Source organism: Rugamonas sp. DEMB1 (genome assembly GCF_029834475.1).
Lineage (GTDB): Bacteria > Pseudomonadota > Gammaproteobacteria > Burkholderiales > Burkholderiaceae_D > Rugamonas > Rugamonas rubra.
The window spans coordinates 4214221-4227883 of the sequence record NZ_CP122407.1; the positions used below are offsets into that span (position 1 = coordinate 4214221).

Sequence of the window (13663 nt, forward strand, 5' to 3'; positions counted from 1 at the left end):
AAAAACACCACCATGACCGCCCAGTTCAAACCCGCCCCGCCGGACGACGACAGCGAGCGCCAGTCCGGCGCCATCGCCCTGTCCGAGTTCTTCGACGGCCATCCGGTGGCCACCTTCGCCATCGACACCAAGCACGTCATCACCCACTGGAACCGCGCCTGCGAGCAGCTGCTCGGCTGGAGCAAGGGCGCCATGGTCGGCACCAGCAACCACTGGCAGGCCTTCTATCCGAAGGCGCGGCCGCTGCTGGCCGACCTGGTCATCTCCGGCGAGCAGGTCGAGTTCGACCGCTATTACGAGGGCAAGTACGACAGCTCGAGCCTGATCCCCGACGCCTTCGAGGCCGAGGACTTCTTCCCCAACATCGGCAAGAGCGGCCACTGGCTGCACTTCACCGCCGCCCCGCTGCGCGACCAGGGCGGCCGCCTGGTCGGCGCCATCGAGACCCTGCTCGACGTGACCGAGCGGCGCGTCGCCGAGAACGCCCTGCGCCGCGCCCACGACAACCTCGAGCACGTCGTCGAGAAGCGCACCGCCCAGCTGGCCGAGGTCAACGAGCGGCTCGAGGACGACATCCGGGCGCGCCAGCTGGCCGACGCCGAACTGCGCCGCCGCAACATCGAGCTCACCGAGCTCAACGACCAGCTGTCGATGGCCCAGCAGCAGCTGGTGCAGTCCGAGAAGCTGGCCTCGATCGGCCAACTGGCGGCCGGCGTGGCGCACGAGATCAACAACCCGATCGGCTACATCTTCTCCAACTTCGGCACCCTGCAGACCTACCTGGCCCAGTTGTTCGACATGCTCGACGTCTACCAGCAGGCCGAGGCCAGCGTGGCCGACCCGGAGATGGCGGCGCGCCTGCGCGCCATGCGCGAGGACATCGACCTGGGCTTCCTGCGCGAGGACATCCCGGCCCTGATGAGCGAGTCCAAGGAGGGCATCGTGCGGGTGCGCCACATCGTGCAGGGCCTGAAGGACTTCTCGCGGGTCGACGCCAACCAGGAGTGGGTCTGGGCCGACCTGCACCAGGGCATCGACTCGACCCTCAACATCGTCGCCAACGAGGTCAAGTACAAGGCCGAGGTGGTCAAGGAATACGGCGACATCCCCGACATCGAGTGCCTGCCGCTGCAGATCAACCAGGTGGTGATGAACCTGGTGGTCAACGCCGCCCACGCCATCGCCGGCCCCGAGCGCGGCCGCATCGCCGTGCGCACCGGCGTGCTCGACGCCGAGCAGGTCTGGCTCGAGGTCGAGGACAACGGCAGCGGCATCGCGCCGGAGGCGCTGAAGCGCATCTTCGACCCCTTCTTCACCACCAAGGCGGTCGGCAAGGGCACCGGCCTGGGCCTGTCGCTGGCCTACGGCATCGTGCAGAAGCACGCCGGCCGCATCGAGGTCGACACCGAGCTCGGCCGTGGCACCCGCTTCCGCGTCGTGCTGCCGGTGCGCCACAGCGTGCCCGAGCAGGAGGCCGGCGCATGAACGAGACCGCCCCTTCGCTTGCCGCCGCCGGCGCGCCGGACAGCCCGGACGCGGCGCCGCCGCCGACCCTGCTGTGCGTCGACGACGAGCCCAACATCCTGTCGGCGCTGCGCCGGCTGTTCCGCGCCAAGGGCTACCGCGTGCTCACCGCCGAGGGCGGCGCCGCCGGCCTCGAGCTGCTGCGCCAGCAGCCGGTCGACCTGGTGATCTCCGACATGCGCATGCCGGAGATGGACGGCGCCCGCTTCCTGGCCGAGGTGCGCGCCCACTGGCCCGACACCATCCGCCTGCTGCTGACCGGCTACTCCGACATCCAGTCCATCCTCGACGCCATCAACTGCGGCGAGATCTACCGCTACATCACCAAGCCCTGGGACGACAACGACATCCTGCTGGTGGTGCGCCACGCGCTCGAGCGGCGCGCGCTCGAGCAGGACAAGCGCCGCCTGGAGGCGCTGACGGCGCGCCAGAACGCCGAACTGAAGGCGCTCAACGCCGGCCTCGAGGCCAAGGTCGAGGCGCGCACGCGCCAGCTGCGCACCCTGCACGAGGCGGCCGTGGCGGCCAATGAAAAACTCAAGAGCAACTTCATCACCACCATCAAGATCTTCTCCAACCTGATCGAGCTGCGCAACACCAACCTGTCCGGCCACACCCGGCTGGTGGCCGACCTGGCGCGCAAGATCGCCGTCAAGCTCGGCCTCGAGGCGCGCGAGGTGCAGGAGATCTTCGTCGCCGCCCTGCTGCACGACATCGGCAAGATCGGCTTCTCCGACGAGATGCTGGCGACGCCGCTGACGCTGCTGGCCGGCGACAAGCTGGGCCTGTACCGCAAGCACCCGGTGCGCGCCGAGCAGCTGCTGATGCCGCTGCCGGACCTGCGCGCCAGCGCCACCATCCTGCGCGCCCAGCTCGAGCGCTTCGACGGCAACGGCTTCCCCGACGGCCAGGCCGGCCTGGCCATCCCGATCGGCGCGCGCGTGCTGGCGCTGGCCACCGACTACTACAACCTGCAGCAGGGCGCCATGGTGCAGCGCCACCTGCGCCCGGACGAGGCCAAGTCGCTGATCCTCGACGCCAGCGGCAAGCGCTACGACCCGAACGTGGTGGCGGCCTTCCGCCAGATCGTCGACGGCGGCGCCGACGACGGGCCCGGGCGGGGTCGAGATCCTGTCCGGCGAGCTGGTGCCGGGCATGGTGCTGGCGCGCGACCTGATCAGCCGCGACGGCCTGATGCTGCTCACCGGCGAGCACGTGCTCGACGCCCGCATGATCCAGCAGGTGCAGGACTTCGAGTCGAAGAGCGAGGGCCGGCTGGCGATCTGGGTGCGCAACCCGAAGGGGCCGGCATGATGCGCATCCTGCTGGTCGACGACGAGCCGGCCATCCTGGCGGCGCTGCGGCGCAGCCTGCGCCTCGACTTCGACGAGGCCACCCTGCAGATCGAGCTCTGCGACAACCCCTTCACGGCGCTCGAGCGGGTCTGCGTCGGCGAGTACGACATCGTGCTGTCCGACTTCATGATGCCGCAGCTGAGCGGCGGCGCGCTGCTGCAGGCGCTCAAGGACGTGGCGCCGGACACGGTGCGCCTGATGCTGAGCGGCTCGACCGAGTTCAGCACGGCGATGAGCGCGATCAACGAGGCCGAGGTGCTGCGCTTCATCCCCAAGCCCTGGCAGGCGGCCGAGCTGGAGCAGGCGCTGCGCCAGGCCATGGCGCGCCGCCTCGAGCTGCTGGCCGAACGGGCCGAGCGGCAGCGCCGCGAGGCCGCGGCGGCCGCCGGCCTGAGCCCGCAGGAGGCCGAGGCGCGCCGCCTGGAGGCCGAGGAGCCCGGCATCCTGCACGTGCGCCGCGCGCCGGACGGCTCGATCATCCTGTGACGGCGGGCGCCCGCCGGCGCCGGAAACAAGGGTCAGACCCTCGGGTCCGACCCTAGATTTTTGCCTGCGGGTTTTCTCAACCGGGCGGCGTCTGCGGCAGGCGCACGGTGAAGCGGGTGCCCTTGCCCAGCTCGGAGACCACCTCGATCTTGCCGCCGTGCTTGTTGACGATGCCGTAGGACAGCGACAGGCCCAGCCCGGTGCCGCTGCCCACCGGCTTGGTGGTGAAGAAGGGTTCGAAGATGCGGTTCAGGTGCTCGGGCGCGATGCCGCCGCCGGTGTCGGCCACCTCCACCCAAACCCAGCCGTCGGCCGCGCCGGTGCTGATGCTGATCGTGCCGCGCTCCTTGATGGCGTGGCCGGCGTTGACCAAGAGGTTCATGAACACCTGGTTCAGCTGCGAGGCCAGGCACTTGATCGGCGGCAGCACGCCGTAGTGCTTCTCGATGGTGGCCTTGTACTTGAGCTCGTTGCTGACGATGTTCAGCGTGCTGTCCAGGCCCTGGTGCAGGTCGGCGATCTGCCACTCGGTCTCGCCGACGTGGGAGAAGTCCTTCAGCGCCTGGACGATGTCCTTGACCCGCTTGAGCCCGTCCATCGACTCGCGCACCAGGTCGGTCACGTCCTCCTTGAGGAAGTCCAGGTCGGCGCGCTGGCGCAGCGCCGCCAGCTGCGGCGCCAGCGCCGGATGGGCGGCGGCGGCCTGCTCGTACTGCGCCAGCACGCCGAACAGGGTGCCGACATAGTTTTGCAGCGAGCCCATGTTGGAGTTGACGAAGCCCACCGGGTTGTTGATCTCGTGGGCGATGCCGGCCGCCAGCTGGCCGATCGAGGCCATCTTCTCGGACTGCAGCAGCTGGTCGTGCGCCTCGCTGAGCTTGCCGATCAGCAGCTGCTGCTCCTCGCCCTTGGCCTGCAGCGCCTCCTCCATCTTCTTGCGGCTGGTGATGTCGGTCAGCGCGCCGATCACCTCGAGCGGCGCGCCCTGCTCGTCGCGCACCAGGCGCAGGCTGTCGTGCATCCACAGGTAGGAGCCGTCGGCGGTGCGGAAGCGGTACTCGTAGGCGCGCTGGCCCTCGGTGAACACCAGCGCCAGGCTGGAGAAGATGGCCGGCGCGTCGTCCGGGTGGATGTGGTCGAACCAGAAGTTGGGGTCGGCCACCATGTCCTCCGGCCGGTAGCCGAGCAGGTGCAGCGCGTTGTTGCTGACGAAGGTCATCTTGAAGTCGCCGCTGGGCACCGTGCTGTAGATGATGGCCGGGGTGTTGTCGACCAGGTATTGCAGCCGCACCAGCGGCGAGGCGGCCTCGGCGGGCACGCCGGCGGGGGCCGGCGACGGCGATGAAAAAAACTCGAATTCCTCGAATTGCATGGCGCTGGTCTCTCGCTTCTCGTCGCTACGCGTCGCCACTTGCCAAGCTGGGCCCGGGACGCGGTGGGCGCGCCGAACATGCGTGCAGGCAACGCGACTAGCTTCGATTATGCCTCAATTCCGCGGCGTCAACATACAATTCACCACCCGGCCGCGTGGCTGTGTGGCGCCGCCGGCGCAGTGTCCGCCGACTCCGGCGGCGGCGCCGCCTGCCACTGGCGCGGGTCGACCCGGTAGTACTGGGCGAACTCGGCGAACAGCTCGGCGTGGTGCTCGGCCATCTGCCAGGGTTTTTCGAAGAAGGTCTCGGTGGCGACGGCGAAGAACTCGGCCGGGTTGGTGGCGCCGTAGTGGTCGATCACCGTGCGCTGGCGGTGCATGGCGTGGAAGCGCAGGTGCTGGTAGTCGCGCTGCAACACCTCGGACCAGTTGCGGTAGCTGTCCGGGCTGCCCAGGTAGGGCGCGCCGTTGGCGCGGCCGGACTCGCTGTCGAGCTGGTGGGCGAACTCGTGCAGCACCACGTTCTGGCCGTCGCTCCAGTCGGCCGTGCCGCGCCGCACGGCGTCCCAGGCCAGCACCACGCGGCCGTCGTCCCAGGACTCGCCGAGCATGCTGGTGCGGCCCGGCGTGACCACGCCGCCCGGGCCGACCTGGTCGCGCTTGGCGACGAACTCGCCCGGATACAGCAGGATGGTGTGCAGGGCCGGATACACCTTGCTGGGCCGGTTGAGCAGCAACAGGCAGGCCTGGGCGGCGATGGTGACGGCCATCTCGTCGCTGAGCTCGAGGCCGGCGCAGCCGATGAACTTCTTTTGATGGAGGAATTGGACGACCAGCCGGTGCAGCTGGGCCTGCAGCTCGGGCGCCATGCGGCCGACCACCGGCACGTTGCGGCGCAGGATCTCCAGCGCGGCCGGCGGCAGCGGCCGCGCCAACACGCGGCGCAGGCGCCAGCGCGGCCAGAGCACGGGCAGGAGGACGGCCAGCGCCGACAAGGCGATCAAGATGAGTTGCTCTGGCATGCGGCGGGTCCGTCCGGTGGCGTGGGTGGGGCCGACGGCGCGCACGCGCCCGGCCAGTCCACCGCAAGTGGGGGAACTTGCCGACAATTCAAGCACCGATTGCCCGCCGACGCAAATCGGCCGGCGGCGCCTGGCGCGGCCGGCGCTGTGTGCGGTCCGGTTTGCGGCCCGGCTTGCGGTCCGGTTTGCGGTCCGGTTTGCGGCCCGGTTTGCGGCCCGGCGGCTAGGACTGCTCCTTCTGTTGCGACGGCGCCATGCCGAACAGGGCCGCCACCAGCGGGTCGCGCATCACCGGCGCGCGGTTGACGCGGATCGCATAGTGGGTGTCGTCGGCCAGGATGTGGAAGTGGCGGCCGCTGCCGGCCATGTGCTGCTCGCGCAGGCCGGGGCGCTCCTTGCGCGGCGGCGCGCCCTCGCGCTTGGGCTGGACGATGGCGGCCAGGAAGGCGCGCACCCGGTCCGGGTCCGGCGTCAGCTGGTAGACCGCCTTGCCCAGATAGGTGGCGGTGCCCTCGATGTAGCGGGCCAGCTCGATCACGCCGGCCTCGCGCAGGTCGCGGATGTACTTGCGCGCGCCGGACGGCGAAAACTTCAGGAACCAGGCGATCTCGTCGGCCAACATCTCGTGCATCGACAGCTCGCCGATCAACTTCTGCATGTTCTCGATGCGCCGCAGCGTCGCCGAGGTCGAGCGCACCCGCTCGATCGGCGCCATCGACAGCGGCGCGCGTTGCAGCGGCTGCAGCGCCGGACGCTCGACCAGCGCCAGCTTGCCATGCTGGCGGGAGGCGCCATCGCGATGCTCTGGCCGCGCCGCCGTGCCGGCGTCGACGGCCGGACGAGTTTGTCTGATTGCATGCATTTGAACACTCCTTATAACAATTGCCGGGATAACGGGCTGGGGCGGGGCGATGGCGCCAGCGACGTTCTCTACATCTGCCGCAAGATTGCCCTTTCCGGCCACACCGGTCTGTGCGTCAACGAACATAAAACGCAATCAACACATCAATCCGCAGGGAATATTGCCTTCGATTGCACGGGGAAACAGACGGCGCCGGGTGCCGCCTCCCTGTACTTTGGATGCCGCCGCGGCGCCGGGGTTCCCGCCGCGCCGACGCGGCGGCGAAATAAGCCGGCCAAGCGTGGCGCCTTTGACACACCGCAAACTCGGGACACTGGGTGCGACAGCGCACCGACCGGCCGCAGCAAGCCGCCTATTCTCGGCTCCAACGCAGGGACAAGCGTCCGCTTGCCGCCCGGCCAGCCGCGCCACCACCCACCAGCCACCACCGGAGCCTATTTGTGAAACTCGCCACCCCCGTCCACCGCCTGGCCCTCGCCGCCGCCGTCCTCTGCGCCGGCGCCGTCCTCTGCGCCGGCGCCGCCCACGCCGCCGACGCCGACATCACCCCCTCCTGGTATGTCCAACCGAGCCTGAACGCGATGAAGCCGGACGCCGACTTCGGCGTCGACCAGCGCGGCTACGGCCTCGGCCTGAAGTTCGGCAAGCCGGTGGCCGACGCCTGGGACCTGCAGGTGGGCACCACCTACGCCCGCTCGCGCGGCAACGGCGAGCGCTACCGGCAGAACACGCTGGGCGTCGACGCCCTCTACCTGTTCTCGCGCAAGACCTTCCGTCCCTTCGTCCTGCTCGGCGTCGGCGCCGAGCGCGACAAGGCGCAGTTGAACGGCATCGGCGAACGCGGCCGCACCTCGCCCTACCTGAGCGCCGGCATCGGCTTCCAGTCCTCGCTGAGCGAGCGGTGGGCGCTGCAGGCCGACCTGCGCAAGGTGCACGGCTTCCTCCGTGGCCGGGACTTCCCCAACAGCAAAAGCAACAACTACTACCTGACGGTCGGCCTGAACTTCGCCTTCGACAAGCCGGCGCCGCCACCGCCGCCGGCCGCGCCGCCGCGCATCGAGACGCCGCCCGCGCCGCCGCCGCCGCCGCCGTTGCCGCCGCCGGCGCCGGCCCGCTTCGAGAAGCTGACCCTGTCGGCCACCGAACTGTTCGGCTTCGACAGCGCCGCCCTGGCGCCGCGCCAGGACAAGCTCGACGAGATCGCCAGCCTGCTCAACGCCAACGCCGGTGTCGACCGGGTCACCATCAGCGGCTACACCGACCGCCTCGGCGCGGCCAAGTACAACCAGAAGCTGTCGCAGCGGCGCGCCGACGCCGTCAAGGCCTACCTGGTCGGCAAGGGAGTCGCGGCGGCGCGCCTGGACGCCGTCGGCAAGGGCGCGCGGAACCCCGTGGCGGGCTGCAACAACAAGAAGCGCAGCGAGCTGATCGCCTGCCTGGAGCCGAACCGCCGCGTCGAGGTCGAGCAGATCACCATCGAACGCCGCGTGCCGTAACGCCGCCGGCGCGGCCGCCATGATGGAAGCACATCCCGCCCCGCCGCCGGCCACGGCGCCGCCGCCCGCCACGCTGCCGACGGTGGCGCGCGCCGCGCTGCGCGACTGGCTGGCCCACCACGCCGCCAGCAAGGGCGCCGCGCTGGCCTTCTACACCCTGTTCTCGCTGGCGCCGATGCTGCTGCTGGTGCTCGGCGTGGCCGGCTTCTTCTATGGCGAGCAGGCGGCGCGCGGCGAGTTGTTCCTGCAACTGCGCGGCCTGCTCGGCAACCAGGGCGCCCAGGCGGTGCAACTGGTGCTGGCCGGCGCCCACGACCGCGAGCAGGGCCGCCTGGCCGCGCTGCTGGCCGGCGCCCTGCTGCTGCTCGGCGCCACCAGCGTGTTCGCCGAACTCAAGGAAAGCCTGGACCTGATCTGGCAAGTCGCCCCGCCCAAGCACGGCGGCCTGTGGGAACTGCTGCGCACCCGCCTGCTGTCCTTCGGCATGGTGCTGGTGCTGGCCTTCCTGCTGATGGTGTCGCTGGTGGTCAGCGCCCTGCTGACCCTGCTCGAACGCTACGCCAACGGCGTCTGGCGCGACGCCGCCCTGCTGCTGGCCCTGCTCAACGGCCTGCTCGGCTTCGCCGTCATCACCGCCCTGTTCGCCGCCATCTTCAAATGGCTGCCGCGCGCCCGCCTGTCCTGGCGCGACGTGCTGGTGGGCGCCTTCGGCACGGCGCTGCTGTTCACGCTGGGCAAGTACGCGATCGGCGCCTACATCGGCAACAGCGGCGTCGGCGACAGCTTCGGCGCGGCCGGCTCGCTGGCCGCGCTGTTGATGTGGGTCTACTATTCGGCGCAGATCTTCTTCCTCGGCGCCGAGTTCGCCCGCCAGTACGCCTTGCAAATGGGTAGTCTGCGGCCCCGTCCGCCGGGGCCGCCACGGGCGCCGCCGGGAAAACTCTAGTCGGTGGGCAAGTCCTGTTTCCGCCGGGCCAGCACAAATTGTTCCCGCGCGTCATGACTTTGCGCAAACGGTGACAAAGTGTGTACATATGCTTGCCGAATAGGATTAATATTGCCTTTGCAAGCTGCCTGAAAGCCAGTCCTCGAGGAGAATGCATGACTACAACAGGAGCGCGCCCCCGCATCCTGATCGTCGACGACGAGGCGGCGCACATGCAAGCGCTGTGCGACACCTTGCGCAACCACGATTACGACACCTGCGGCTATGCCTCCGGCGACGCCGCCCTGGCCTCGCTGCAGGCCGGCGGCTACGACCTGCTGCTGGCCGACCTGATGATGCCGGGCATGGACGGCATCGCCCTGGTGCAGGCGGCGCGCCTGTGCGACCCCGACCTGGCCTGCATCATCATGACCGGCGAGGGCACCATCGCCTCGGCGGTGCGCGCCATGAAGGTCGGCGCGCTCGACTACATCATCAAGCCCTTCAAGGTCTCCACCATCCTGCCGATCCTGGCGCGCGCGCTCGACACGCGCGCCCTGCGCATGGCCAACGCCCGCCTCGAGCAGCGCCTGCGCGAGCACGCCGCCGAGCTGCACGCCGTCAACCAGCGACCTCGAACAGGCGCGCCGCCAGGCCGAGCGCGCCAGCCAGGAGAAGTCGACCTTCCTGTCGAACATGAGCCACGAGCTGCGCACCCCGCTCAACGCCATCATCGGCTTCGCCCAGATCCTCACCTCGGACAAGCTGCCCTCCTCGCCGCAGGAGAAGAAGGTGTTCTCCAACCACATCCTGCAGTCCGGCCGCCACCTGCTGACCCTGATCAACGAGATCCTCGACCTGGCCAAGGTCGAGGCCGGCATGATGAGCCTGTCGCTCGAGCCGGTGCCGCTGGCCGAGGTGTTGCAGGAGTGCCAGGTGATGCTCGAGCCGCAGGCGGCCAAGGGCGCCGTCGCGCTGCGCTTCGGGCCGGCCGGCAACCAGCACGTGCTGGCCGACCGCACCCGCCTCAAGCAGATCCTGATCAACCTGCTGTCGAACGCCGTCAAGTACAACCGCGAGGGCGGCACGGTCGAGGTCAGCTGCGCCCAGGCGGAAAAGGGCCGCATCCGCATCTCGGTGGCCGACAACGGCGCCGGCCTCGACAGCCGGCAGATGGCCGCCATCTTCCAGCCCTTCAACCGGCTGGGCCAGGAGACCACCGGCGCCGAGGGCACCGGCATCGGCCTGGTGCTGAGCAAGCGCCTGGTCGAGGCGATGCAGGGGGCGATCGGCTTCGCCAGCACGCAGGGCGTCGGCAGCACCTTCTGGATCGAGCTGGGGCGCTGCGCCCCGGCCGAGGCGCGCGGCGCCGAGCCCGGCTACGCCATCCTGCCGGCGCCGTCCGGCGCGGCCGGGGCGGCCGGGCACGGCCCCAAGAAGCTGCTCTACGTCGAGGACAACGCGGCCAACCTGCAGGTGGTGCGCGAGCTGCTGCTGCGCCGCCGCGACGAGCTCGAGCTGCTGGTCGCCGGCGACGGCCAGCGCGCCCTCGAGCTGGCGCGGCGCCACCAGCCGCAGCTGATCATGCTGGGCCTGAACCTGCCCGGCCTGGACGGCGCCGCCACCCGCCGCCTGCTGCACGAGGGCCCGCGCACCGCCCACATCCCGGTGATCGCCATCACCGCCAGCGCGCGGCCGGGCGACGTGCTGCCCGGCCTGGTGGCCGGCTTCTTCCGCTACATCAGCAAGCCGCTCGACCTGCACGCCTTCGGCGAGGCGATCGACAGCGCGCTGCGGGTCGGCGCCAGCTGCAATGAATAGGCGCCACGGCGGCGGCGCGGCGCGGCGCGCGGCGGCGCGCCAAGGCGGCGCGCTCAGCCCGGCGCTGGCCGCCGGCCTGCTGCTGCTGGCGCTGCTGGCGGCGCTGGCGGCGGTGGCCGCGCGCTCGGCCTGGGTGGCGCGCCAGGCGCCGCCGCCGGCCCCGCTCGAGCCGCTGGCCATCGCCACCAACACCGCCTACGCCGGCACCTGCCCGGTGCTGGCGGCCCAGGCCAGGGGCTACTTCCGCCAGCAGGGCATCGTCGCCACGGTGCTGTCGCGCTCCAGCGGCAAGGCGGCGATGGAGGCGGTGCTGCAGGGCCAGGCCAACGTCGCCACGGTGGCCGACATCCCGGTCATGTTCGCCGGCCTGAACGACGTGCCGGTGGCGGTCATCGCCAGCATCTTCCGCACCGAGCGCGACCACGGCGTGGTCGGCCGCCGCGACCGCGGCGTGCGCGACGCCGCCAGCCTGAAGGGCAAACGCATCGGCGTCACCCTCGACACCTCGGGCCACTTCGCCCTGAACGCGCTGATCAACCGCCAGGGCCTGGCGCCCGACGAGGTCAAGATGCGCAACTACAAGCCCGAGGAGCTCGGCCCGGCGCTGGCCCGCGGCGAGATCGACGCCGCCGCCGGCTGGGAGCCGATGCTCGGCGCCATGCTGGCCGAACAGGGCGGCAACGGCGTCGCCTTCAACAGCGCCGACATCTACGAGAGCCTGTACATGGTGGCCGGCCTGCGCGACTACATCGCCGCCCACCCGGCCAGCATGCAGCGCCTGCTGCGCGCGCTGATCCAGGGCGCCCGCTTCTGCGCCGAGCAGCCGGCCGCCGCCCAGGCCCTGCTGGTGTCGGTGGCGCGCCACGACGCCGAGCTGCTCAAGGCCGGCTGGCCCGGCTACCACTTCGCCGTCGCGCTCGACCAGGGCCTGCTGCTGGCGCTCGAGGACGAGGCGCGCTGGGCCATGAAAAACCAGCTGACGCCGCGCAGCGACATGCCCAACTACCTGAACTACCTGTACCTGGACGGCCTGCGCGCGGTCGCGCCGGCCAGCGTCACCGTCATCCATTGAGAAGGGCACCGTGAAAATCTCCACCCGCCTCACCCTGGCCGGCCTGTCGTCGGTGGTCGTGGTCGCGCTGATCCTGGCCGTGCTGGCCTCGAGCACGCTGCAGATGCGCCGCGAGCTGGCGCGCAACGAGGACGCCGGCGAGGTGCTCAGCGGCGTCACCGCACTGCGCTACCTGCTGCTCGAATACGTGCTGCACCACGAGGAGCGCACCGCAGTCCAGTGGCAGTTGCGCAGCGACTCGCTGGGCGCCCTGCTGGCCACGCCCACCGAGTTCGCCGGCACCGACGACGCGCGCGTCATCGCCGGCCTGCGCGCCAGCCACCAGGGCGTGGCCCACCTGTTCGAGCTGCTCTCGCGCAACCACGACGAGCTGCGCCGCGACAAGGGCAAGGCCGCCGTGCTCGAGGAGCTCGAGTCGCGCCTGGCCGGCCAGATCACCAACAAGACCCAGGCCATGATCACGGCCGCGCTGCGCCTGTCCGAGCGCAGCCGCGAGGGCGTCGCCCAGGCCCAGCAGCGCGCCAACGCCGCCCTGCTGGGGGCCGGCGCGGTGGTGCTGCTGTTCGTCGGCCTGACCGCGCTGATCACCCTGCGCAGCGTGATCCGCCCGCTGGCCCGGCTGCGCGAGGGCACCCGCATCGTCGGCGCCGGCAACCTCGACTTCGTGGTCGGCATCGCCAGCCGCGACGAGATCGGCGAGCTGGCGCGCGCCTTCGACTCGATGACGGCGCGGCTGCGCCAGACCACCGTCTCGCGCGACGAGCTGGGCCGCAGCAACGACGCCCTGCACGCCGAGGTGGCGGTGCGCCAACAGGCCGAACAGAAGGTGCACGCCCAGGTCGGCCGGCTCAACCTGCTGCACCAGATCACCCGCTCGGTGGGCGAGCGGCTCGACCTGCGCAGCATCTTCCAGGTGGTCATCCGCAGCCTGGAGGACCAGCTGCCGGTCGACTTCTGCTGCATCTGCCTGTACGACCAGGCGCAGAACCTGCTGGTGGTGACCAGCGTCGGCCTGCGCAGCGAGGCGCTGGCGCAGGAGTTCTCGATGACCGAGCACAGCCAGGTGGCGATCGACGAGAACGGCCTGTCGCAGTGCGTCCGCGGCCACCTGGTGCACGAGGCCGACATCGCCGACGCGCCCTTCCCCTTCCCGCGGCGCCTGGCGCGCGGCAACCTGCGCGCCCTGGTGATGGCGCCGCTGCTGGCCGAGAGCACGGTGTTCGGCGTGCTGGTGGCGGCGCGCCACGCCGCCAACAGCTTCTCGAGCGGCGAGTGCGAGTTCCTGCGCCAGCTCAGCGAGCACGTCGGCCTGGCCGCCAACCAGGCCCAGCTGTATGGCGCGCTGCAGCGCGCCTACGACGACATCCGCCAGACCCAGCAGTCGGTGATGCAGCAGGAGCGCCTGCGCGCCCTCGGCCAGATGGCCAGCGGCATCGCCCACGACATCAACAACGCCATCTCGCCGGTCGCCCTGTACACCGAGTCGCTGCTCGAGACCGAGCCGGCGCTGAGCGGGCGCACGCGCGACTGCCTGGGCATCATCAAGCGCGCCATCGACGACGTCGCCGCCACCGTGGCGCGCATGCGCGAGTTCTACCGCCAGCGCGAGCCGCAGCTGACCCTGCTGCCGGTCGACGCCAACCAGCTGGTGCGCCAGGTGGTCGACCTGACGCGGGCGCGCTGGAGCGACATGCCGCTGCAGCGCGGCATCGTCATCACCCTGGCGCT

The 13663-nt window shown here is 70.7% G+C and carries 9 protein-coding genes and 2 pseudogenes; 8 read left to right on the top strand and 3 right to left on the bottom strand.

From position 1 onward, the window contains the following. The first annotated feature begins 12 nt into the window (after positions 1-12). Positions 13-1485: an ATP-binding protein gene (locus QC826_RS19280; protein ID WP_279762012.1), complete on the top strand. Its 1473-nt coding sequence runs from the start codon at positions 13-15 to the stop codon at positions 1483-1485. Then, positions 1482-3365 (top strand): response regulator, encoded by a 1884-nt coding sequence (locus QC826_RS19285; protein WP_279762013.1) that lies wholly within the window; start codon positions 1482-1484, stop codon positions 3363-3365. The genes QC826_RS19280 and QC826_RS19285 overlap by 4 nt, the downstream gene beginning before the upstream one ends. A gap of 76 nt (positions 3366-3441) precedes the next feature. Here the strand turns inward: QC826_RS19285 and QC826_RS19290 are convergent, their stop codons facing one another. From QC826_RS19290 to QC826_RS19300, 3 genes are all read right to left on the bottom strand, one after another. Continuing rightward, the gene (locus QC826_RS19290; RefSeq protein ID WP_279762014.1) at positions 3442-4737 is read right to left on the bottom strand and encodes an ATP-binding protein; all 1296 of its coding nucleotides are present in this window, start codon (positions 4735-4737) and stop codon (positions 3442-3444) included. 140 nt (positions 4738-4877) lie between these two features. Continuing rightward, complete coding sequence (locus QC826_RS19295) at positions 4878-5759, bottom strand: zinc-dependent peptidase (protein ID WP_279762015.1); 882 nt, start codon at positions 5757-5759, stop codon at positions 4878-4880. A gap of 223 nt (positions 5760-5982) precedes the next feature. Further along, entirely contained in the window at positions 5983-6621 is a 639-nt protein-coding gene (locus QC826_RS19300) for a winged helix-turn-helix domain-containing protein (RefSeq protein ID WP_313872696.1), read from the bottom strand. 440 nt (positions 6622-7061) lie between these two features. On the opposite strand from QC826_RS19300, the gene QC826_RS19305 reads away from it, so the two are divergent. The 6 genes and pseudogenes from QC826_RS19305 to QC826_RS19330 form a co-directional block, all read left to right on the top strand. After that, on the top strand, positions 7062-8117 hold the full coding sequence (locus QC826_RS19305; RefSeq protein WP_279762016.1) for an OmpA family protein: 1056 nt from the start codon (positions 7062-7064) through the stop codon (positions 8115-8117). Between the two features lie 22 nt (positions 8118-8139). Continuing rightward, positions 8140-9063 (top strand): YihY/virulence factor BrkB family protein, encoded by a 924-nt coding sequence (locus QC826_RS19310; RefSeq protein ID WP_279766538.1) that lies wholly within the window; start codon positions 8140-8142, stop codon positions 9061-9063. A 212-nt stretch (positions 9064-9275) separates the two neighbouring features. Next, positions 9276-9506 (top strand): annotated as a pseudogene (locus tag QC826_RS19315) (response regulator); the annotation flags it as partial. Between the two features lie 232 nt (positions 9507-9738). Then, entirely contained in the window at positions 9739-10863 is a 1125-nt protein-coding gene (locus QC826_RS19320) for an ATP-binding protein (RefSeq protein WP_279762017.1), read from the top strand. Then, entirely contained in the window at positions 10856-11935 is a 1080-nt protein-coding gene (locus QC826_RS19325) for an ABC transporter substrate-binding protein (protein ID WP_279762018.1), read from the top strand. Before QC826_RS19320 ends, QC826_RS19325 begins: the two co-directional genes overlap by 8 nt. A gap of 454 nt (positions 11936-12389) precedes the next feature. Beyond that, positions 12390-13481, top strand: a pseudogene (locus QC826_RS19330) (HAMP domain-containing protein); the annotation flags it as partial. Positions 13482-13663 lie beyond the last annotated feature (182 nt).

Coding starts and splice junctions, on each gene's coding strand:
- QC826_RS19285 (WP_279762013.1), top strand. CDS start 1,482: ATGAACGAGACCGCCCCTTCGCTTGCCGCCGCCGGCGCGCCGGACAGC.
- QC826_RS19300 (WP_313872696.1), bottom strand. CDS start 6,621: ATGCATGCAATCAGACAAACTCGTCCGGCCGTCGACGCCGGCACGGCG.
- QC826_RS19310 (WP_279766538.1), top strand. CDS start 8,140: ATGGAAGCACATCCCGCCCCGCCGCCGGCCACGGCGCCGCCGCCCGCC.
- QC826_RS19290 (WP_279762014.1), bottom strand. CDS start 4,737: ATGCAATTCGAGGAATTCGAGTTTTTTTCATCGCCGTCGCCGGCCCCC.
- QC826_RS19320 (WP_279762017.1), top strand. CDS start 9,739: ATGAGCCACGAGCTGCGCACCCCGCTCAACGCCATCATCGGCTTCGCC.
- QC826_RS19295 (WP_279762015.1), bottom strand. CDS start 5,759: ATGCCAGAGCAACTCATCTTGATCGCCTTGTCGGCGCTGGCCGTCCTC.
- QC826_RS19325 (WP_279762018.1), top strand. CDS start 10,856: ATGAATAGGCGCCACGGCGGCGGCGCGGCGCGGCGCGCGGCGGCGCGC.
- QC826_RS19280 (WP_279762012.1), top strand. CDS start 13: ATGACCGCCCAGTTCAAACCCGCCCCGCCGGACGACGACAGCGAGCGC.